At 63.0% G+C, this 20,265-nt stretch carries 23 protein-coding genes; 12 read left to right on the top strand and 11 right to left on the bottom strand.

Annotated features, from left to right (window positions below; translation table 11 throughout):
- Positions 1-265 precede the first annotated feature (265 nt).
- Complete coding sequence (locus M2352_RS17465) at positions 266-1,783, top strand: type IV secretory system conjugative DNA transfer family protein (RefSeq protein ID WP_264665780.1); 1,518 nt, start codon at positions 266-268, stop codon at positions 1,781-1,783.
- Positions 1,780-2,241 carry a hypothetical protein gene (locus M2352_RS17460; protein WP_264665779.1) on the top strand — a complete coding sequence of 154 codons (462 nt, stop codon included), beginning with the start codon at positions 1,780-1,782 and terminating at the stop codon, positions 2,239-2,241. The genes M2352_RS17465 and M2352_RS17460 overlap by 4 nt, the downstream gene beginning before the upstream one ends.
- A gap of 17 nt (positions 2,242-2,258) precedes the next feature.
- On the opposite strand, the gene M2352_RS17455 is transcribed toward M2352_RS17460, so the two are convergent.
- Entirely contained in the window at positions 2,259-2,780 is a 522-nt protein-coding gene (locus M2352_RS17455; RefSeq protein ID WP_264665778.1) for a hypothetical protein, read from the bottom strand.
- Between the two features lie 78 nt (positions 2,781-2,858).
- Between M2352_RS17455 and M2352_RS17450 the strand changes: the two genes are divergently transcribed.
- On the top strand, positions 2,859-3,113 hold the full coding sequence (locus tag M2352_RS17450) for a hypothetical protein (protein ID WP_264665777.1): 255 nt from the start codon (positions 2,859-2,861) through the stop codon (positions 3,111-3,113).
- Between the two features lie 56 nt (positions 3,114-3,169).
- On the opposite strand, the gene M2352_RS17445 is transcribed toward M2352_RS17450, so the two are convergent.
- Genes M2352_RS17445 through M2352_RS17430 form a run of 4 tightly spaced genes read right to left on the bottom strand, consistent with a single transcriptional unit; the run spans position 3,170 to position 6,064 of the window.
- Positions 3,170-3,967, bottom strand: a complete 798-nt coding sequence (locus M2352_RS17445) for a hypothetical protein (RefSeq protein WP_264665776.1) — start codon at positions 3,965-3,967, stop codon at positions 3,170-3,172.
- A gap of 20 nt (positions 3,968-3,987) precedes the next feature.
- Positions 3,988-4,500 carry a CC0125/CC1285 family lipoprotein gene (locus M2352_RS17440; RefSeq protein WP_264665775.1) on the bottom strand — a complete coding sequence of 171 codons (513 nt, stop codon included), beginning with the start codon at positions 4,498-4,500 and terminating at the stop codon, positions 3,988-3,990.
- A gap of 20 nt (positions 4,501-4,520) precedes the next feature.
- The gene (locus M2352_RS17435) at positions 4,521-5,390 is read right to left on the bottom strand and encodes a hypothetical protein (protein ID WP_264665774.1); all 870 of its coding nucleotides are present in this window, start codon (positions 5,388-5,390) and stop codon (positions 4,521-4,523) included.
- Positions 5,391-5,422: 32 nt separating this feature from the next.
- Positions 5,423-6,064: a hypothetical protein gene (locus M2352_RS17430; protein WP_264665773.1), complete on the bottom strand. Its 642-nt coding sequence runs from the start codon at positions 6,062-6,064 to the stop codon at positions 5,423-5,425.
- Between the two features lie 161 nt (positions 6,065-6,225).
- Here M2352_RS17430 and M2352_RS17425 point away from each other — a divergent pair, with 161 nt between their 5' ends.
- From M2352_RS17425 to M2352_RS17405, 5 genes are all read left to right on the top strand, one after another.
- Positions 6,226-6,492 (top strand): helix-turn-helix domain-containing protein, encoded by a 267-nt coding sequence (locus M2352_RS17425; protein ID WP_264665772.1) that lies wholly within the window; start codon positions 6,226-6,228, stop codon positions 6,490-6,492.
- A 168-nt stretch (positions 6,493-6,660) separates the two neighbouring features.
- Complete coding sequence (locus tag M2352_RS17420; RefSeq protein WP_264665771.1) at positions 6,661-7,827, top strand: helix-turn-helix transcriptional regulator; 1,167 nt, start codon at positions 6,661-6,663, stop codon at positions 7,825-7,827.
- 82 nt (positions 7,828-7,909) lie between these two features.
- Positions 7,910-8,506 (top strand): hypothetical protein, encoded by a 597-nt coding sequence (locus M2352_RS17415; RefSeq protein WP_264665770.1) that lies wholly within the window; start codon positions 7,910-7,912, stop codon positions 8,504-8,506.
- Positions 8,507-8,520: 14 nt separating this feature from the next.
- A complete protein-coding gene (locus tag M2352_RS17410) occupies positions 8,521-8,949 on the top strand; it encodes a hypothetical protein (protein WP_264665769.1) in 429 nt (142 codons plus the stop codon).
- Between the two features lie 90 nt (positions 8,950-9,039).
- Entirely contained in the window at positions 9,040-9,267 is a 228-nt protein-coding gene (locus tag M2352_RS17405) for a hypothetical protein (protein WP_264665768.1), read from the top strand.
- On the opposite strand, the gene M2352_RS17400 is transcribed toward M2352_RS17405, so the two are convergent.
- From M2352_RS17400 to tnpA, 4 genes are all read right to left on the bottom strand, one after another.
- Complete coding sequence (locus M2352_RS17400) at positions 9,249-9,494, bottom strand: hypothetical protein (protein WP_264665767.1); 246 nt, start codon at positions 9,492-9,494, stop codon at positions 9,249-9,251. The two genes, M2352_RS17405 and M2352_RS17400, sit on opposite strands and share 19 nt — an antisense overlap.
- A 16-nt stretch (positions 9,495-9,510) precedes the next feature.
- Positions 9,511-11,154, bottom strand: a complete 1,644-nt coding sequence (tnpC, locus tag M2352_RS17395) for an IS66 family transposase (RefSeq protein ID WP_264662671.1) — start codon at positions 11,152-11,154, stop codon at positions 9,511-9,513.
- 79 nt (positions 11,155-11,233) lie between these two features.
- On the bottom strand, positions 11,234-11,581 hold the full coding sequence (gene tnpB / locus M2352_RS17390; protein WP_174471014.1) for an IS66 family insertion sequence element accessory protein TnpB: 348 nt from the start codon (positions 11,579-11,581) through the stop codon (positions 11,234-11,236).
- On the bottom strand, positions 11,578-11,988 hold the full coding sequence (gene tnpA / locus M2352_RS17385) for an IS66-like element accessory protein TnpA (RefSeq protein WP_264665766.1): 411 nt from the start codon (positions 11,986-11,988) through the stop codon (positions 11,578-11,580). The genes tnpB and tnpA overlap by 4 nt, the downstream gene beginning before the upstream one ends.
- Before the next feature lie 89 nt (positions 11,989-12,077).
- Between tnpA and M2352_RS17380 the strand changes: the two genes are divergently transcribed.
- From M2352_RS17380 to M2352_RS17365, 4 genes are all read left to right on the top strand, one after another.
- A complete protein-coding gene (locus tag M2352_RS17380) occupies positions 12,078-14,129 on the top strand; it encodes a type IV secretory system conjugative DNA transfer family protein (RefSeq protein WP_264665765.1) in 2,052 nt (683 codons plus the stop codon).
- 70 nt (positions 14,130-14,199) lie between these two features.
- On the top strand, positions 14,200-14,838 hold the full coding sequence (locus M2352_RS17375) for a hypothetical protein (protein ID WP_264665764.1): 639 nt from the start codon (positions 14,200-14,202) through the stop codon (positions 14,836-14,838).
- On the top strand, positions 14,838-15,560 hold the full coding sequence (locus M2352_RS17370; RefSeq protein WP_264665763.1) for a PIN domain-containing protein: 723 nt from the start codon (positions 14,838-14,840) through the stop codon (positions 15,558-15,560). Before M2352_RS17375 ends, M2352_RS17370 begins: the two co-directional genes overlap by 1 nt.
- 266 nt (positions 15,561-15,826) lie before the next feature.
- Positions 15,827-15,976, top strand: a complete 150-nt coding sequence (locus tag M2352_RS17365; protein ID WP_264665762.1) for a hypothetical protein — start codon at positions 15,827-15,829, stop codon at positions 15,974-15,976.
- 181 nt (positions 15,977-16,157) lie between these two features.
- Here M2352_RS17365 and M2352_RS17360 read toward each other — a convergent pair whose 3' ends face one another.
- Positions 16,158-17,639: a tyrosine-type recombinase/integrase gene (locus tag M2352_RS17360; protein WP_264665761.1), complete on the bottom strand. Its 1,482-nt coding sequence runs from the start codon at positions 17,637-17,639 to the stop codon at positions 16,158-16,160.
- Positions 17,636-20,260, bottom strand: a complete 2,625-nt coding sequence (locus M2352_RS17355; protein WP_257539470.1) for an AAA family ATPase — start codon at positions 20,258-20,260, stop codon at positions 17,636-17,638. The genes M2352_RS17360 and M2352_RS17355 overlap by 4 nt, the downstream gene beginning before the upstream one ends.
- Positions 20,261-20,265: the final 5 nt, after the last annotated feature.

The following is a 20,265-nucleotide window of genomic DNA, read 5'->3' as shown; positions in this document are numbered from 1 at the left end:
CCCGCGCCGACATCATGCGAATCCCAGTGATTCTGCTGTTCTCTTGCCTTTACATCCCTGCTACGGCCAATCTCCATTCTGAGACAGACCGATAAAGAATAGGCGATATCCGCTTTCTTATTTCCGTATGCATCATCCCGATTATCAGAACTTTCCCAGTCCTCATTTCATCGAATGCAAAAACTGGAAACGATCTATTTCCAGTGGAATTCCGGTTCTACTTATGATATTATTCCTATCGTTCATCCGATTTCAGGTTATGCCGATGCTCGATGCACTGTCATGGATGGAAGGACTATCGCCAGCCTCCGCTGCGCTCGGCATCGCCGCGACGGCGGCCATCGGCTCCGAACTCTGGACCTGCCTCGCGCCGCATCGCGACGAAACCGCCACCGCGCACGGCTCCGCCCGCTGGGCCAACTTGCACGATCTGCGCCGCGCCGGTGCGTTCGGGCGCGACGGGCTGATCCTCGGGCGCTGGCCGTCGCCGCTCTATCCGCGCCTGCTGCGCATCAAGACCGACAAGCATCTCCTGACCGTCGCCCCGAGCCGCGCGGGCAAAGGCGTATCGGCAATCATCCCGAACCTGCTCACCTATCCCGGCTCGGTGCTGGTGATCGACCCCAAAGGCGAGAACGCAAGCGCGACGGCAGCGCGGCGGGCGGCGATGGGACAGGACGTGCATATCCTCGACCCGTGGGGAATCACCGGCCAGCCCACCGCCGCCTTCAATCCCTTCGATCTGCTCGACGGGACCAGTCCCGATCTTGCCGAAGATGCGACGCTGATCGCCGAGGCGCTGGTGCCGCAGGGCGGGGCCTCCGGCCTCGATCCCTATTGGGAGACGGAAGCAAAGGCGCTGATCGCGGGCCTCATCCTCTACATCGTCACGAGCGAGCCGCCGGAGCTGCACAACCTCGCCCGTCTCCGCGCCCTGCTGACGCTGGATGCGGCGGACTTCGCAATCCTGCTCGGCTTCATGACGACCAGCGAGGCGGCGGGCGGCCTCGTCGCTCGTGCGGCCAACCGGCTGCGGCAGAAGCCCGACCGGGAACGCGCCTCGGTGATTTCGAGCGCACAGGCACACACGCATTTCCTCGACAGCCCGCGCATGGGCGCGGTGCTGGCAGGTTCCAGCTTCCACCCCGCCGATCTGAAGCACAGGCCGACCACCGTCTACCTGGTGCTGCCCTCACCCCGGATCGCAACGCATGCAAGGTGGTTGCGCCTGCTGGTGAGCCTGACGCTGGCGACGCTCGCCGACACGCCGCAGCGACCTGACAATCCGGTCCTCTTCATCCTCGACGAGTTCGCCGCGCTCGGGCGGCTGCCGATGATCGAGACGGCCATCGGCCTGATGGCGGGCTACGGCGTCCAGCTCTGGCCGGTCATCCAAGACCTGTCGCAGCTCCGCGCGCTGTATGGCGAACGCTGGCAGAGCTTCATCGCCAATGCCGGTGCCGTTCAGGCGTTCGGCGTCAACGATCCGCTCACCGCCGACACCCTCTCCCGCCTGCTCGGGACGCGCGGCGCGACGGTGCGCAGCGACCAGCGCAAAGCGGACAGGACCATGAAGGGCGGGGAGAGCTACAGCACCATTGCCCGCCCGCTGCTCTACCCGGCGGAAATCCGCAATCTGCCGCCCGCCGACGAGCTGCTGTTCATCGCCGGACTCCCGCCGATGCGAGCGCGCAAGGTGAGCTACCTGCGCGACAAGGCTTTCGCCGCCATGGCCGCGCCGTCGATCCGGACCAGCGCCGCGATGAAGGAAGCGCACCGATGATGCCGGAACTGCTCCCGCCGCCCGTCGAGACGATCCTGATCTACGCCGCCTATGGCTGGGCCGCCGCCAACGGCTTCAAGGCCCGCTCCGGCAAGCCGAAGCTGCCGGAACGCGATGTCTGGCTGCCGCTGTTCGCGGCGCTCGTGGAGCACGACACCGGAAAGCGTGAACTGGCGCGCTATGCCCGTCTCGGGCTGGCGGCATGGAACGTGCCCTTCAGCATTGCCGGATGCCTCAATGCTGCTTTCGCCGATCCGCGCTTCGATGATCTGCTCCGGCAAAGCCTGCGCGATCTCGCCGACACGGCCCGAACGCCGGTCACGCTGCCGACACCCGGCTCGCGCCTTCTGGTGGCTACGACTGGCAATAAAGCGCCGGGCAACAGTGCAGCACCGCGACCAGCGCGGATATTACCCCCTCGCCGGTCGATGATTACAGACAAGCACCCGAAACCATGACCCGCCGCCGTGATTGATTATCCGGGCGGCATATTCATTTGGCGCGCCGCAGGAATGACACGTATCGTAACCTTCTGGCCTTCTACTTCAGCTATGAGAATTGGCTTGTTTTCGTCACGCTCATACTCACGCCTTCTGTTTATGCCGTTTTTGAATTTATTGAGAAAATTATCTGTATGCTTGGCGGCTTCTTGTACAGCGGTTTTATAGGTCTCCGTTCCCTTAATGGCATCCACGATGAAGCCGCCACCTATATTCGCGGCGGCCCAGAGAGCGACACCGATCAACATCCCTTTAATTTTGGTCGATCCTGGCTCTATGGAATTTATCCAAACAAGGTCGTTACTCTGCGCCTTGATCTGGTCCAGAATCTCGTCTTTCTCACGCTCACTCAGTTCAATGCCCGGAAATATTTCCTCATTGAAAAAATCCAAAGCCATGCCTTCCAAGACGCTGCTGATTTCCAGATGTATATCAGACAGAACGCTCAAAGATATTGGCGCATCATGCTCTATAATAATCTCGTATTCCGCCTTCATCACGCCCTCCATCTTCGAGGAATTGACAAAACAGCCTAGTTCCCATACTTGATTGCCGTGCAAAATAAGGAGAAACAAATGGCCATAAATAAAGAAAATACGCCGCTCGACAAAAAGTCTTTCTATAAGGGAATTGTGCTTGGCACCCTTATCGCAAGCAGCCTGTCCATGATATTCTACCCGTCGCGTTCATGCCTGCCTGCGGCAAAACCCTTAGACGCGCCTGAAAATAGTCTTTCCGACCAAAAAGCAAAGAAAACCGAGTTCGATCCGGACCGGAACGTGATTTTAGTGAAGGCTCATGGGCGCGTCAAAGGCGCATCTTTCGGCTGAACGCGATATACGGAGACGCATGTTCCGCATATCTGCTTAGGGCATACAAAAGATGGTCAGTCCATGACGGCAAACTTCCCGAGAAGCGCTTTATAGGTCGCCTTGTCGATGCCGGGGCATCGCTGCGCATAGGCGCTGTAGGGCTGCACGTCCGTCCAGTCCTCCTTGCAGGCGACCGACCAGCCTCCGCCGCTCTTCTTCAGATGCACCCGGTAAACCCCTTCGTCATCGGCATTGCGGCTCACAAAGGCGGCGACCGCCCAATCCGGAAAGCTGCGCAGCGGCGGACGGCGCTTGTAGGCCGAAGGCGGATATTCCCGCTCGGCCAGCTTCCAGAGGGATTCGCCCTGCGTGCCGCTCCCGGACGCTTGCGGCGCGGCTTCGCTCTTCACCGGGATCGCCGCCGCACCACCCTGAATCCTGACATAGCGCTGCCGCTCGTAGCGGCGTCCGTCCCGGTATGACCAGCCATGGAATGCGCCGTCCGGACCAAGCTCCAGCTCGAAGCTGGCGACGACGTTGCCCCAGTCGGATTTGAACGTCCATCGCCGCCCGTCGAAATAGACGTCGCTGAGGCCGCGCGAATGGATCGCGTTCGGCGGCTGGTACAGATTGGTCATCGCGTAAGTGCCGTCCTCGAATCTGTCGAGGCGGGCGGTTCCGAGTTCCCGCCCGTTCGCATATTGCCGCCAGACGCCGACAAGCGTCGCCTTGCCGTGATCCTGCCCGAGCGCCGCGCCGATCAGGCCGGGAAGACCTGCACTGCCCGCCTGATGATTGCAGCCCGCAAGCCCGGACGACAGCGCCGCCGCAATGCCCAGCACCACCAGCTTCCGGAAATTCATGCTCCCCATGACCGGCTCCCTTCCGGATGTCACTTGGCCGCCGTTTCGGGCGGCGAAGATGCAGGCTGCGGGGCCGCCATGAATTTCAGCACATCGGCGGCGATGAAGAAGGCGTTGGCGGGATTGCGGGGCTTCTTCTCGTCGGACATGTAGACATCCGCCTGCATGACGGGGTTCTGCACGGCGACCGTCTGCGCGGGCGTGTAGTAGCTCGCGCAGCCGCGCTTTCCGCAGGAATAGGATGAACTCCCGCTCGACACGTAATAGCCGGTCCTGATCTCGCCCTCGGCATTCAGAATTTCGAACGCTGTGTAACCGGCCTTGATCGTGTCTTCCGCCGCGCGCCGGATGATGTAGTTGCGCAGCGTGACCAGCTCCGTGCGGCTGTTGCCCTTGGCGAAGACTGACACCCGCCGCTCGTCGAGCCGGGTCGAAGTCACGCCGCCGCCCCACGGACCGAGTTCGCCGTAGGGCGTCGCGAGACAGCCCGTCAGCAGCAACGCGGCGGCGAACGGCAACAGGGCGGCAAGTTTCCGGGACATGGTTCACCCTCCGCCTGCCGTCAGAACTTGACGCCCTGGCCGCGTTGCTTGGCGGCTTCGGCGTCCTTGGCCTGTGCACCCGCCTGCAAGGCCGCGATATATGCCTTCCGCGCGATCAAGCCTTCATGGAAGTATTTTTCGTTGGAGAGGAAGACGCCGAGCCCGGCGGCAATCCCAGGGTTGTCGTCCCGCGCGACGATCTTCGCGCTGACCAGTTGTCCGCAATTCTCGCGGTCGTTGGTAGCGGGCGCGATGCGGACGCCGACCTTGGCATCGATGGCGAAATTGTTATAGACGCGATAGATGGTGCAGCCGCCGATGACGGGCTCGATGGATGAGGATTTGCCGTTCCCCTCCTGATAGCGGCCCCTAGTGTCGAAGTACCATGAATACTCATGCGCCGTCTTCGCATCCAGATAGCCGGTCGGCTTCGCGCCGTACTTGGCCTTCAGCCCGTCGGCGACGGTGGCGGTCGGCGGCTCCTGCCCCGGCTCGAAGGCGACGGCGCGGCTGATCGAACCGGCGACCTCCTTTCCGGGTTCGCCCGCGAAGGCGGTGATGACCAACTCCCGGATCGGCTTCCAATAGGGATTGTCGCCGCCCGCATGAAACTCCGCGATAAGGTAGGTCAGGAATTTCCGGGGCTCCCCGGTCGCCGCGTCGAGCGCGGGCCGCCCGTTCGGCAGCACGATATCCTGCGCCTGTTCCTTGAACTTGAATTCGGGATTATGAGCGCGCAACGTCTTCTCGATATCGGCCCGGCTCATGCCGAGCTGAAGCCCGATGACATCCGTCTGCCCGGCCTTGTCGGCCTGCTGCGCCTTCGCGCTGGATGCCGGAATGGCGAGACAGACGAGCGCCGCCGCAGCAATGGACCGGCCCGGAAACATGGGAACCTCCCTGAAGGTGTTTTGCGATTCTGTTACGCCGCGTCGCGCATGCCGATCAGGCCGCCGACCTCGGTCATGAGTCCGTAGGCGGTGCTTTCGTCGAGCCCGCCCGCGAGCGTCCAGGCGCGTCCGCCCGATTCAGCGTCGAGCCGCCATGAGACTTTGGCGAGCCGCTTCATGTGGTGCGCCGCCGCCTGCCGCCCGGTGTCGGACAGCGCCGTCGCGACCACCGCACTTGCGACGGCGGTCATCCCGGCAAAGCCGCTGCCAACGCACACGGTGGAGGTGGATGCAGGCGAATAGGCCAGCTCGCCATCCGAGACGTGATTGCGCAGGATGAGGCGGTGAATCCCGGCGCGCTTGAGTTCGGCATCCCCGACATTCTGCGCAACCCGGATCGCTGTCGGCGTGACGACAAAGCTGGCCGGGCGGCGATAGCGCGCCGCCTTCGGCCCTTTCCACATGACGAAGGGAATGGCGAAGGCGAACAGGGCGACGAAAGGCAGGACTTCCGATCCGCCGCGCGAGACCATTCCGGCGAGGATGACGAACAGCGCGAATCCGCCGACAAAGCAGAGAGCGGCGCTGCCCCACGGGAAGGGCGGGGATGCGGGCCGCGTCTCGAAGGTCCAATCCGTACCCTGACGCTCTTTTCTGTAAGACGCCCGGCTCATGCTGTTTCTCCTCAGGCGCGAGAGAAGGGAGGCGGCGCAACAACAGGGATGCGGCGGCCTTGGGCCGCACCCGCCAGCATCCTACTCCGGAATATCGGAATTTTCGATATCGGATTTTCTGATTTAACCGAACCGCTCGCCTGCCGGAGAAGGGGAGCGGTGTGTGGATCGGGCCGAAGGACCATAAGCTTGTCGGCGCCTGCCTTGAGGCCGCGCGGAAGGAAGCGGGCGTGACGCAAGCGGAACTCGCCCGCCGTCTCGGCAAGCCGCAATCTTTCGTCTCGGCCTATGAGACCGGCCAGCGCCGCGTCGATCTGCTGGAATTTCTGGTCATCGCCGCCGCGCTCGGCATCGATGCCGGGCCGGTCTTCGCGCGCATCGCGGAGAGCGCCGCCGATACCGTGAAGGAAGCGCTCCGTTCGCATTGATGCTGCCTGCTCTGCCGGACCTCCCATGCCGGTGCGCCCCGAAGCGCAGGCCCGACCTTGCGATCATCCCCGCGCGGAATTTCCGCCGCATCGCCCAGGTGGGTGATTTCGCTGCACCGCTGCATCGGATTGAGTCACACTTCACGCGGGTTGAGCGGGGGCTTGGCCGTGTCCGACTATGAACGACTGCTCGGCATCATCTATGACGCGCCATGGCAGCCGGACGGCTGGGCTGTCGTGCTGCGCGAGCTGCGCCGCGCCGTGGGCGCGACGGGCGGCCATATCCTCGACTCGGATTTCTCCGGTAGTGCTCCTGTCCGCCGCTATCTCGTCCAGCAGGGCGTGCCGAAGGAGGCGCAGGCCGATTACGATGCCAACTGGTACGACCGCGATCCGCGCTGGCGCTACGGCGCGCCGAATGCCGGGCAGGTCGTGGCGGACCACGAACAGTTGCCCGCCGAAGTCCGGCAGCGCGACGGCCTCTATCAGGAATACTTGCCGCGCTACGACTTCGGCCCGCTGCTGTCGGTGCCGTTCGCAACCGGCGCGCAGCGGATCGGCAGCGTCCAGCTTTTGCGCCCGAACCGCGCCGAACTCTACGGCGCGGCGCAAAAGCGCCTGCTGCAAGCCCTGCTGCCGCATCTGCAACGGGCGATGGCGGCGACGATGCGCGTCTCGGCGCTGCTGTCGGATCAGGCCGGGCTCGAAGGCGCGCTCGACCGGCTCGATGCGGCTCTCGTGCTGCTCGCCAGCGATGGGACGGCGACCTTCGCCAACCGGCAGGCGCGGCGCATCGCTGGCATCGGCGACGGCCTCCGGCTTCAGGGCAAGCGGCTGCTGCTCGACGACCGCGCCGCCCGCAAGGCGCTCGACCGCCAGATTGCCGACGCCGCCAACGGCAACGCCGCCGCATCGCCCCTGCTGGTCCGCGCGAAACGCCCCTCGGGCCTGCCCGATCTCCTGCTGCACATCGCCCCGGCGGCCCCGACAGATGCGACCGCAAGCGACGCGACCGCCGGGCGGCTGTTCGCGGCAGCGCGCATCTGCCTTTTCATCAGCGACCCGGTGCTGTCGCCGCTCCCCGCCGCCGACGCGCTCGCCTGCGCCTTCGGTCTCACGCGGGCGGAAGCGAAACTTGCCGAGTCGCTGCTCAACGGCATGAACCGCGCCGACTATGCGCGGCATGCCGGGCTCAGCATCAACACCGTCAAACGCCAGCTTGAGCATGTGTTCGCCAAAACCCAGACCAGCAGCCAGCAAGAGCTGATCGCCGTCCTGACCCGCTCGCTCGCCGCCTGCGCCGCCAATGCGGCGGCGAACGAGCGAGCGGAATGAAAGGCGCGAGACAAATGCGCAGGAAGCGGCAAGAGGGGTGTGCTAGTCTTTCCGACACAATCTGCATGCCGAAGGTACGCAAATGGGCATCATTTTGAAGTTGATTGCGACGGGCGCTCCTGTCGAACAGCTTGCACAGGCAGCGTCGTGGCGGCTGAGCGAATTGCGAAGGCGCGTTCTCGGCGTCGAAGAAGAAAATATAGAAGCTCTCTATATCGTGGATGCCGCCGGGGCATTGCCGAGCTTGCAGCTTGAAGATCGCATCAAGGAAATTGAAAAATTTAACGCCATCACCGATGAGCAAAAGCACAACGCGATAGAGTATGCAGTGAAGCGCGCCGTCATTGTGTATTGCGGGTACTGGAATATTGACAAAGTGAGATTTGTTGGCAAGGATGCCGATGTCGGCGATGTCAACGCCAAGACCATAAACCATAGAAATGAGATTGATATCATCATGAAAAATATCGAAGAGATTAACAAAGAAATGAGCATTGAAGAGCGCCGTCGTCAGGACACGCGCCGTACCTTGCAGGAAGTCGTCTCTCCGGAATTTGACAGGATTGACGCCCAGCTCGCTTCCATCAAATCAGATACAAAAGATATCGGCGACATCAAGAGGGATGTAAAAGAACTTCTTGATCGGATGAGAGGTTCGCAAGGGACTCCTTCTCCTTAAGACGGGAAGACATCATGGAAAAGCTCCTGACTGGGCATCACCGGATCACAGAAAAAGATCTGGAGAGGTTCACGTTAAAAGGGCATGAGCTTTACTTTGATAATCAATTGATCGTATGCAAGACAAAACTCGGGCTGTGGCCCAAAGTTGCTATTGGTGTCGTTGCCTTTCTGGGCGTTCTGGCCAACATATCGACGATTGCCAATAACGCGAATGCCGTAAACAACACTCTCTGCTTTCTATATATCGGACCTTGCGCCACAGGCGGCAAGGCAGGCGCTTCGCCGTCAGGGGCGTCTTCAGCAACGGCACCTTCGAGCAAAGAGGTTGCACCGTCGCCGCCGGTCGATTCAGCCAAACAGCCTCTCCAGCCGGCGGTCTTGCCCGATCCGCAGCCCGCTGCATCCGCGCCTGAGCTTGGAAAATCGCCGCCCAAGCCTTGACAAATCTATCCGGACTGCTGAAGGGAGCGTTCCCGGTATAAAGCAGGATGTGCTAACCTCCTCCTCTGCATGATGCAGGGAGGTGGCGGGATGTCGTCCAACTCTTCGGGCGCGAGTGACAGTGCGCTCAATGCCATCAAAGAAGTGCAGCGGCCCGTCCGCTGGCAGCGCCCGCCCGGCGGCGGCGCATCGCTCGGGCCGGGCCTTGTCATCACTGCGCTCATCGTCGCGCTGCTGATCGCGCTCGCCGTCACCAGAACCCGCATCGTCCTCGCCCGGTTCGACTCGCCGACCGGCAGCTATTTCCGGGGGTGGTGATGCACGCATTCCGCCAGCCCTACGCAACCTATCTCTGGCAAGGTGTTGAAGGTCTCGACGCGCTCGCCTTCTGGCCGCCGCTGGATCAGCCCGACGACGATCTCGCCTTCGCCCGCCAGATCTACCACCGGCACCTTGCCTTTCTCCTCAGTGTCCGCCTGTGGCTGCTCGAATGGCTGGCGCTTGGTGCTGCGGGCCTGCTCGCGCTGCTGCTCTATCGTAAGCATCCGCTGAGTACCGCGGTCAGGCAGCTTTTGCCTGCTCGCGCATCGCCTTCCACTCCCAGGGCAGGAGTTCGTGCAGGCGGTTTTGTGGCATGTCGTTGATGCGCGCCAGCACGTCGGCGAGCCAGGCCTGCGGGTCAACGTTGTTCAGCTTGGCGGTGGTGATCAGGCCATACATGATCGCCGCCCGCTGGCCGCCGCGATCGGAGCCGCAGAACAGCCACGCCTTCCTCCCGAGGGCGATCCCGCGCAGGCCGCGTTCGGCGGCGTTGCTCGTCAGGCACAGCCGGCCATCGCCGAGGAAGCGGGTGAAGCCGTCCCAGCGCGTCAGCATGTAGTCCATCGCCTTGGCCACGGGGGCATGGCGGGAGAGCCGGGCCCGCTCCGTCCGCATCCAGCCCTCCAGCGCGGCTACCAGGGTGACGCCATGCTCCTGGCGTGCCGCCAGCCGCTCGGCCGCCGGCTTGCCGTTCAAGGCACGCTCGAGATCGAAGAGGGCGTCGATGCGCGTCACGGCCTCCAGCGCCAGCGGCGAGATCGGCGGGGCATCCTTGCCGCGCCTGGTGTTCGTAGCGATGTCGGCCAGCTTGAAGAAGCCGCGCCGGGCATGCGCCCAGCACAGCACGTCGCTGATCGGCCCCGGCTGTCGCTCGGGTTCGTACAGCCGGTTGTAGCCGGCGAACGCATCGGCCTGCAGCCAGCCTTTGAAGCCGGCCAGGTGCCGTTCGGGATGTTCGCCTTTGCGGTCGCGGGAATAGTGGAACAGCGCCACCGGTGGGGCTTGGCCGGCGAACGGCCGGTCATCGCGCACATACACCCACAGGCGCCCGGTATCGGTCTTGCCCTTGGCCAGCACGGGCACCGGGGTGTCGTCCCCATGCAACCGCTCAGCCGCCATCACATGCGCCGCGATCAGGTCGTGCAGCGGCTTCAGCACCGCGGCGGCGGTGCCCACCTGGTCGGCCAGGGTGGACAGGCTGAGCGGCACGCCCTCCCGCGCGAAGCGTTCGGCCTGCCGGTTCAGCGGCTGATGCTGGCCGAACTTCTCGAACAGGATGGTGGCCAGCAGGTTGGGGCCGGCCCAGCCCCGCGGGGTGGTGTGGAACGGTGCCGGCGGCTGGCTGATCGTCTCGCAGGCCCGGCAGGAGAACCGCTCGCGCACCGTCTGGATCACCTTCCACTGGCGCGGGATCACCTCCAGCGTCTCGGTAATCGTTTCGCCCAGCTTGCACAGCTTGTCCGAGCCGCAGCACGGGCAGGTCGCGGGGGCCGGCACAACGACGCGCTCGCGCGGCAGGTGGCCGGGAAAGGGCTGGCGCGAGGGCCGCTTGCGGGTGAAGGCCGTCACCCCGGTGGTTCGGGCAGCGGCCTGCTCGGCTGCCAACTCGTCCTCACTGGCCGTCGCTTCCAGCTCTTCAAGCTGGAACTCCAACTGGTCCAGCAGGCGTGCCTTGCGCTCGGAGCGCGTGCCGTAGAGCTCGCGCCGGAGCTTCTCGATTTCCAGCTTCAGGCTGGCGATCAGCGCCTCGGTGTTCGAAGCCATCGCCCTGGCCCGCGCCGCTTCGGCTTCCGCCGCGTCCGCCCGCGCCTCGGCCTGCGCCAAGGCGGCGCGCAAGCTGGCGATGTCGTCGGCCACGGCGGCAGGGGGCGGGGCGGCGGTCATGGCGCCAGTTTACCTGGGATCACGCCTTCGAGCCGTCGCAATCTCCCCTGAACCGGCCCGTCGATTCACCGTGTCGCAGTCACCCTGCGGTCTCGGGACGCCAAGTCTTCTGCGGGTTGCGCCAGTCGATGCCTTCGAGCAGATAGCCCATCTGCCCAACCGAGATCGACACCGCGCCGTCCGCCGGCGTGGGCCAGATGAAACGGCCCCGCTCCAGCCTCTTCATGAACAGGCAACTGCCCTGGCCGTCATACCAGATGATCTTCACCAGATCGCCGCGGCGCCCGCGGAAGATGAAGAGATGGCCGCTGTGCGGGTCTTGGGCGAAGCGTTCCTGCACCAGCAACGCCAGGCTCGCCCAGCCCTTGCGCATGTCGGTGTGCCCGCTGGCCAGCCACACCCGCACCCCGCTCGGCACCGGGATCATGCCAGGGCACCGATGACGGCCGCCGCCAGGGCCGGGTTGACCGGCCCTTCCAGACGCAGGCGTGCCCCGCTGGGCAGGATGACCTCGAGGATCGCCGGGCTCGTGGCCGACGTCGCCGGAGGCGGCAATGGCGCACGGGGCTCCACGACCGGCAGTTCCGTGACGGTCGGCTCCGGCGTGATGGTCACCGCAGTGAAGCTGGGCGGTTCGCCCACGGCGATCCCCGTGGCCTTCATCAGCCCCCGCCAGCGATACAGCAGGCTTTCGTGCACGCCCAGCCGGCGGGCCACCTCCGTCACCACCACGCCGGGGCGGAACGCCTCCTCGACCATCCGGACCTTCTCCGCCGGCGTGTAGTTCCGCCGCCGCTCCGTCCCCGTCAGAACCTCGACCCGCTGGTAAGCCATGACGTTTGCCACTCGTTTGCGTCCGCGCGATGACGCGCCACGCAAAACTCAGACGTCGGACCCTACTTTGCCAAGGCGGCGCTTACCGGATGCGTACGCTCTATCTGGCAGGCGGCGAAACCGGCCTCGGCACCGGCCTCGTTCTCTGCCTGCTCGCGACTCCGGCGAGCCTCTTCGGCGCACGCTATGCCGTGCGCTGGCAGCTTCGCCCGGCGGCGCAAACCGACGCCCGCATGGCGGCGGAAGCGCTGGTCAAGCGCGTCTGCCTGCGCGACGTGCCCGCCGGGACGCCGCCCGATCTCGCCGACCCGTGGCGGCATGGCTGGCTGCTCGCCGATGGCCGCCCCGTCGCCGCCGAGATTGCCGAAACGGACTTGCGCGCGACCGATGCCGTCACCCGCGCCCGTGCCTGCTTCTGGGTCGCGGTGTCGGCGGGCCTCGCACCGCTGGCGCTGACGCCCTTCGGCCTCGTCACGCTCGCGGCGCTGCTGATCCACGCCCTGCTGCGGCTGAAGCTCGCGCCGAACCCGGCGACGATCCGCGCCAGGCTGCTCGATCTCGCCGCCGCGCACAGCGCCGAAGCCGCCGCCTGGGCCGTGGGTGGCGCGTCGAAATGGGCCGCCCGCACCGAAGCCGCCCGCACGGCGCAAATCGCGGAATCCATCCGCGACCAGACGCCGACGCTGCATCTCGGCACCGCCCTCGGCCTGATGGCCGCGCGCGGCGATGCGCTCGCCCCGAGCGCCGGGCTGCCGATGGCGCTCTCGCTCAAAGACCTCATGCAACATCTGCTCGTCACCGGCGGCACCGGCTCGGGCAAGACGGCGGGCGTGCTGCGCCCGCTCTGCCAGCAGCTCGGCGCGCTGGACGGTATCGGCCTCATCGTCATGGACGGCAAGGGCTCGCTGCCGGGCGAAGTCGCGGCCTTCGTGCACGGCATGACGATCATCGATCCCGCAAGCTCCACGATCTCGCTCATCGAAGGTCTCCGCCCTTCTGAAATCGCCGCCACCATCCGCGACATCCTCGCCAGCCGCGACGCCAAGGACAAGTTCTTCGACGACAGCGCCGCCGCGCTGCTGCGCTTCGCCGCCGTGCTGGCGAAAGTCGAAGGCGGCGCGAGCTACAGCCTCGCGGGCATCTGGTCCATCGCCCGCAGCGGCCCGAGCGCCGAGCTGATCGGCAAGACCGATCCCGCCAACCCGGAACAGGATGAAGCGGTGACCTTCTTCCGCGAGGAATGGCCGAACATTGAGGACAAGACCCGCTCCGGCATCGTCGCGACGCTGCGCGCATGGTACACGACGATCACCGGCCATCCCGATCTGCTCCGCTGGGCGCAAACCCCGGCAGGCGCGAGCGATGCCGACATCGCCGCCGCCCTCAAAGGCGGGCGCATCGGCATCCTCGCCCCCGCGCACCGCTACGGGCAGGCCGGGCGCACCGCGATGGCGCTGCTGAAGGCGCGCCTCTTCGCGGCCATCCGCGACCGCGCCGATCTCGGCATGCGCGACGGCGAAACCCCTGTCGTGCTGGTGATGGACGAAGCGCAGGAAATCGCGACCGGCGAAGACGCCTCGATCCTCGGCATCGCCCGCAGCCTCGAACTCGCCGTCGTCGCCGCGACACAGACGGTCGAAGGCATTCAGGCCCAGCTCGGCGAACAGGAAGCCGCCAAATACCTCACCCTCTTCGGCTCGGTCGTCGCCCTGCAAAACCGCTCGCCGAAAACAGCCGAAATGGTCACGGCCCGCATCGGCGCGAGCTTCCGCCCGACCCTCGACAGCATCCCCGGCGTCCCGACAGTGCGCAGCGCCGCATGGGCGCAGCAGGGATCGGGCCGCCTCGCCGCCGCCCGTCACCAGCCGCTCGCCGCCGCGACGCTCGAACTCGGCGAAGGCGGACGCATCCGCGATCTCATCCGCAGCATCAACCCCTTCCACCTGTTCAAGAAGAGCATGGCAGGCGAACAGGACAGCCCCGCCTCCAAGCTCGCCGTCGCCCCGCTGATCGAAGCGGCGGAGTTCGGCGAACTCGTCGTCGAACCCGACACCGCCCTTGCCGTCCTGACAAGGGCAAGGGTGCCAAGACGCGATGTTGTCAGGCTCGCGCCGGTGTATGATATTGTGGCACATGGCTAGCGGTACCGCGCTTTGTAGGGGGCAAAGAGCCAAGGATATGGTCACTATTAATATTTAAGGCAGGGCTAATATGAAGAAATTTAAAGACCTAGAGGTATTTGGCCCCGACGATAAGCTGATAGCTCTGATCGATGTTATATCGAAGAATCTACCGGCAGGATGGCGACGAGACCTTGACGCTGAGAAGCGGCTTGCGGGTTTTGGTGAAGATGCCACGGGATTTGCCTTCGCCCTGGATCAGGATGGTTTGCCTCCCAGCGGGGTCTTCGTATTGAAGGAGTCGGGAAAACTGTCCATTCCGAACATCGTTCCACGCCAATCCGGCGAATTGAGCTTCGATCAATACAATAATATACTGGACCAATTTTCCGATATATTGCGGCCTTTCATATCCGTAGACAGCGCATTTTCTCTGAATGTCACTTCTGGAAGAGCAGTGATAACCGATTGGGTTTCGCCCGAGGCTGCCGAACTTCTCAGGAAGTTCTCGGCCCTTGCCAACATGTCCACCGGCTCGTCGCATCCGCTGGACTTCAAGCGCTGGGCAGCTTTCATCGCTCAGGCCCACAGGGAAGGTTCGTCGCTCGATGCTGACTCCCTGGCGAGATGGCTGGTCGAAGAACTCGAATGGCCCGCAGACCGCGCAGCGAAGCTCGGTAGCGAATACCAATTCGCGCGCGACATTCTCAACGAATACGACCAGACCTGATGCCGCCCGTTTTCTGCCACGACGCTGTGGCGCGTATCTTGGCCGCCGACGCGCCGGTGCTGTTTCTCGACACATGCGCCGTCTTGGATCTCCTGCGCTCCCCGATTCGGGACAGCATCCGGCATCACGACATCGACGCGGCGCATACCTTGCTCGTCCGCGCCGAAGCGCAGCCGCAACAACTTGTATTGATCGTCAATCAGCAAACGAGCGATGAATTTACTGAGCATGTAGATAAGGTCGAAGAGGAGGCTGCAAAAGAACTTCAGAAACTCACCGAGAAGATCGGCGGCATTCTCACTCGGATGCGCGCCTTTCCGACAGCGACAGATATTCCGGCGACAATCGATCTTACAGCTTTTGGCTTTCCTGGCCACGGAAGAAATGTTGCCGATAGAATCATGCGCACGGGTCTGATGGTCGAAGACAGCGATGGCGAATATGTGAAGGCTGTCCGCCGTGTCCAAATGGCGGCTCCGCCAGCAACGCGCGGCAAGCAGTCTGTAAAGGATTGCCTCATAACTGAGACTTATCTGCGGATTGCGGCAGAGCTTACGGCTAGCGGTTTTCGTCGCAATAAAGTTTTTATAACTTCGAACAAGGTTGACTATGAGCAGAATCATAGCAGCCTGCACCCGGCATTGCGTCAGGAATTCTCTGCTGCCGCTCTCGAATACGCCCCATCATGGTCGGCGGCGCGGCATGAAATTGACAGGGCATGATCTTGTTTGAATTAGGACTATCGAGTTATCGGGAAGCTCCCTTCACCATATTTGATCGGATATTTATCTGACAGCACCGTAGTTCGATTTTGTCCCGTCAGCCTGACATATTTCCGATCTCCATCCGCCCCACGCCCCTCGCGTCCTTCTGGCGTTCCTGTATCGCGCCGTCCATCGGCTCATGGCCGCAAGCGCTGTCGCGCTCCTCCTCTCCGTTCCGGCCCTACAGGGTGCAGCCGCCTACCGCCGTCGCAAAGACCCCCCGCATGAAGGCCGCGACGGGCGCGGTCGGAAACATGGAGAGAAACATGCGGATACTGACGATTATCCTCGAACTGCACTGGCTGCTGCACATCATCCCGAGCTTCACGCTCCGGGTCTGCTACCGGGCGACACCGCGCCGTCAGCGCCGGTAGGCTCCCCCGCCGCCGCGCATGCTCGACAAGGCATGCGCGGACTCTCTCCACTCTTGGCGGGGGTATAACGCAGATCACCGACACAAAAACGGCCCAAGGCCGGAGAAAGGGGGCCAAGCCCCCAAGGCGCTGCCCGCAAGGGGCGCGCCCCGAACCGCCGGGCGGTTCGGAAGACATCCGATCACGGCTCCGGATCGTCACCATTTCTTTCAGGTTTCTTCTTCCGTTTGAGTTTCATCTTAGTCTTGAGAACATTGATCGCCGAGGCATCGAGCGTGTTCTTCAAATGGATCGCATAGTGTTTTTCGATCATTTCAACGCTGGTGCGGCAGTTTTTCGCAACTTGGTAGATATCCGCCCCTTCCATGAGGCGCATGCAGATATAGGTGTGACGGAGGCTGTAGGCCGTACGCGGCTTGCCGTCACGGTCGAATTTGAGGCTCGTCCGGTCGAGAAGATTGTTGAAGAGCCTGATATGGTTGCCGGGAAACAGGAGGTCGGTCGGCTTCGGCAACGCCGGCACCGGCGGCGGCGGGGCCTCGCCCCCTTCCTTCCGGCGGCGCTGCCCTTCCCGGCGCGATTCTCCCCGCACCGGCTTGGGCCGCGCCAGCAGACGGCGGTAGACCCGCACCGCGCCGGGCATGCTCTTGCAGTGGCCGACGCCGCGCTTGCCGCGCACCTCGATCTCAAGGATTTCCTCGCCGGTCGCATCGTCTTCCACAATCGCCACGTCGCGGTGCTGAAGATTGAAAGCCTCGTCCGGGCGCAGGCCCGTATTCGCCATGAACAGGATGAAATCGTAGACCTGCTCGGCGTTCCACTTATAGTGTTCGTGGAACGGCTCCTTCGCATAGGCCCGTGCAGCCTCGTAAAGCTGCTTATATTCCTCCGGGCTGAACCATGGCCGGTGCGTAATCTTGCCTTGCGTCTTGTATGGCGGGGAAAGGTCGGGGAGATGATCCAGCCATTTATGACGGATGGCGGTTTTCAAGACTTGGCGGAGAGTCACGACCTCATCATGGAGCGTGCTGCGCGACGGGGCTTTGCCGGGCTTGGCAGGTTCCCCATTCTTCCCAGGCTTTCCAGCCTTGGCGGTCACGATCCGGTGCATGCGATATTCCTGCACCGTGCCCGCCGTGATCTCGGACAGGCCCATATCGCCGAAGAAGGGATCGAGATGAAGGCGCACGCGGATGGCATGGCCCTCCGCCCACTTCTTGCTGCGTTGGCCCTCGGTTATGACCTCGTATTCCCGGAGGAATTGAGCGGATGCCTCCCGGAAGGTTTTCTCTGTCTTGATGAGACCAAGCCGAGCTTTGCCGCGCAATTCGAGATACCAGTCCTCGGCCACCTCCTTGGCCTTGGCAAGGCTCTCCTCCTTGGTGCTTTTCCGATAGTTTTTCCCATTGAGAAAGGTCGAGCACTGCCAAAACCGGCTGTTTTCGCGCCGGTAGACCTGAACCTTTTCTCCTCTTATTGAGTGGCTGACCATGGCGGCCTCCAGTCGCGAAAAGTGTGTAACGACTGTGTAAGGCTGACAGGCAATAAAAAACGGGTCAAGCCGTTGGCTTAACCCGTTGATTTTCCTAGAAAGAAGTGGTTGCGGGGACACGCAACTACCGATACCGACATTCATTAGAAATAGCGGTTTGATGGACATCATGCGGCCCTCTCCTGGCGGGTACGAATGTCAGTGATCCAGTTCGCTAGCGCGCTGATTTCGCTTTCGATCATCGCCGCTGAGGGCAGGCGGGGATTGATTTCGCCGGGCTGACTATGAAGGAGCGCGGAGCAACGGCCGAAGGCCTCACGCATCGTGGCGCAATCGGTATCGGTGAGGATGGTAAGCTTGATCAAGCCGGTCGTATCGACTTTGCGTGACAGGCGACGGATCACCGGTCCGACCACCTCTTCTACCGCCCGTTCCCAACAGGTGCGAAGCTGGTCTTGGAAGGATGTCACCTCCCGCAACCATTTCGCCTGATCACCGCGCTCGTGGTGGATTTTCACATTCGTAAGGTGTGCCTTCATTCCGTCTATCACTTTATCGAGCGGCATGACGCTGGCTGGCGGGTCTTGATGACAGAAGCCGGAATTGTCGGCGCCACGACTGATGAGCCGGTAGGCGATCGGCGTTGCTTCACGGTCCTTGGTTGCCCGGCAGGCCTCCTCAAGTAGAAGCAAGAAGGCCATGTCGTGTGTGAACACAATCACCTGCCGTGTTTCGCCCGCTTCGGCCAAGCGTGCGGCGACCCTATCACGGTGCAGGTGGTCAAGAGAGGACACGGGATCGTCGAAAACGATCGCCGACTGCGCGTCGATGGTCGACAGCTCGGCGAGGAAAGCGGCGAGCGCTACACATCGATGCTCACCTTCGCTCAAAACCTTGCCGACGGGTTCGCTCGGCTTGTTGATGAGACGCACCTGAAAGAAGGGCACCCCCGCTGAGGTCTTCGCCTGTTGAAGCTCGATGGCGAGGCCGGCAACGCCGAGCTTGTCGACTTCAATCGCGAAGCGGCCACGCAGGCGATTGGTGACAAGAGCCTGCGCGATACGGGCGCTCTGCGTCGTGATCTTGTTTGTGGTCGTTTCCTTACTGGCCTTTTCCAGGGCCTCGATGGATTTGCAGCGTTCAATTTGGGCAAGGACGTCGGCTTGCACGACGCCGAGCCATTTCCGGTCGGCCAGGCCGTCTCGCTCGATGATAAGGGAGGCACGTTGGGGAGAGCCTACCTCCGATTCCAGGCCTTCGATCCGCGTCGCAATCCCGACCAGCACATCACGCAATTCCTCTGGCGCAGAGATCGCGTCCGGCGGCAATGTGTGCAAAACCTCGCTTGCGTGGGTTCGAAGTACCGCCCGTAGCCGCCAGGACAGTTGGACGATCTGGCGGCGAAGGATCTTAGCCAACTCGTCGTGGCCGATATCGTCGCGGATCAGCGCGAGGAATGAAGGCAGATCCTTCATGGGGAAACTTTGCGACGATAGCTCCTCCAGCAAATCGTCATAAGCCACGCCAGCTTCCTCTTCACGGCGCTTGCTTTCGTCTTGGACGAAGGCTTCGAAGCTGCTCAGTCGTTTGACGGCTTCCTCGCCGAGCGGCTGTTGGCACAGGACGCAATGGGCATCCGGGCCTGTCACGGGGAAAGGCTTTTCTGGATAGGCCGCTTCGCGTGAATAGGTTCGAGCAGCTTCCCAGAGGGCTCTCCAGATATCCGAGCCAATGTCCGGCAGAGGTTCCGCGGCGAAAAGATCGTCGGATGCAGCCAATGCCGCCGCTCGCGCAGTTGCAAGACGCCCATGAGCCTCACGGAGCGCGGTCCGGTTCTGCTCAGAGGCGGCGGTGGTCAACTTGCCGATCTGTTCGATCACTGCATTGATGCGGGTTTCCTGAGTCTGGAGTTGACGGACGGTCCGGGCTGGATCGCCAGCGAGATCGGTAATGAGGGTTTGAAGCCGCGCGTCTTCCTGCGCGTTCAGGCCAGCCAGTTTCTCAATTGCGTCGGGTTTGGTCTTTCCGGACAAGCCGGCGATCATCTTGCCGACCGCCGTATCCGGCTTGCATTCGGGTTTTGAGAGGACGGCGGGCGTTTGCTGTTGCAGCTTATGGATTTCGGCCGAAAGTTCGGCTTTCACATCCTGGCACGCCTGCGCGAGACCGGCGAGAATGCGGAGAGGAAGGGGCGTATAGGCGAGATCGTTGGTGTTCTCGACATGGACATTGGCGGTCCGGGAGTCGAAGACGCTGACGGCGGACAGCATAGGATCGACTGCTCCGCCCTGATTCCACGTCGCGTTTCGCTTCTGGCCGCCGATGAAAAAGTCGATGCTGGCAGTCGGTACGCCGCCTGCACCGGCATAGATATTTGGAAGGATGGCATCACCCTTCGGTGAGCGTGCCCGGCAAAGCTGCTTGAGGACGCGGGCATATCCTGATTTGCCAGCACCGTTGTCACCATAGATCACGGTGAGGCCGGTCTTGCCGAAGGACAGCCGCTCGCCTGGCGCGAGCGCGTTCACATTCGACAATCCATGCAAGGATCCGAGGTTGACGACCGCATGGCTTGCGGCAGGGTCACGGATGTGGGTGGCATCCAGCGGAGCTGCGGGAGTGCCGCCCTTGCAGACCGCAACGAGCGCCGTGACATCGGCAGGTTCTAGCTTTGTCTGGCCGCACAGCCGACGCAAGGCGTCGCGCTGCCAGCCGGGCAGGTCGACTGACCATTTCAGTATGTCTGCAAGCGCCGCAGCCTCGTTCGAGAGGTCAGTCTTCTGTTGATCCATCGTTC

It is taken from the genome of Azospirillum fermentarium (genome assembly GCF_025961205.1).
In the GTDB taxonomy this organism is placed as follows: Bacteria; Pseudomonadota; Alphaproteobacteria; order Azospirillales; family Azospirillaceae; genus Azospirillum; species Azospirillum fermentarium.
The sequence above is the reverse complement of the archived record's forward strand: the minus strand, read 5'-3'. Positions and strand labels throughout refer to the sequence as shown.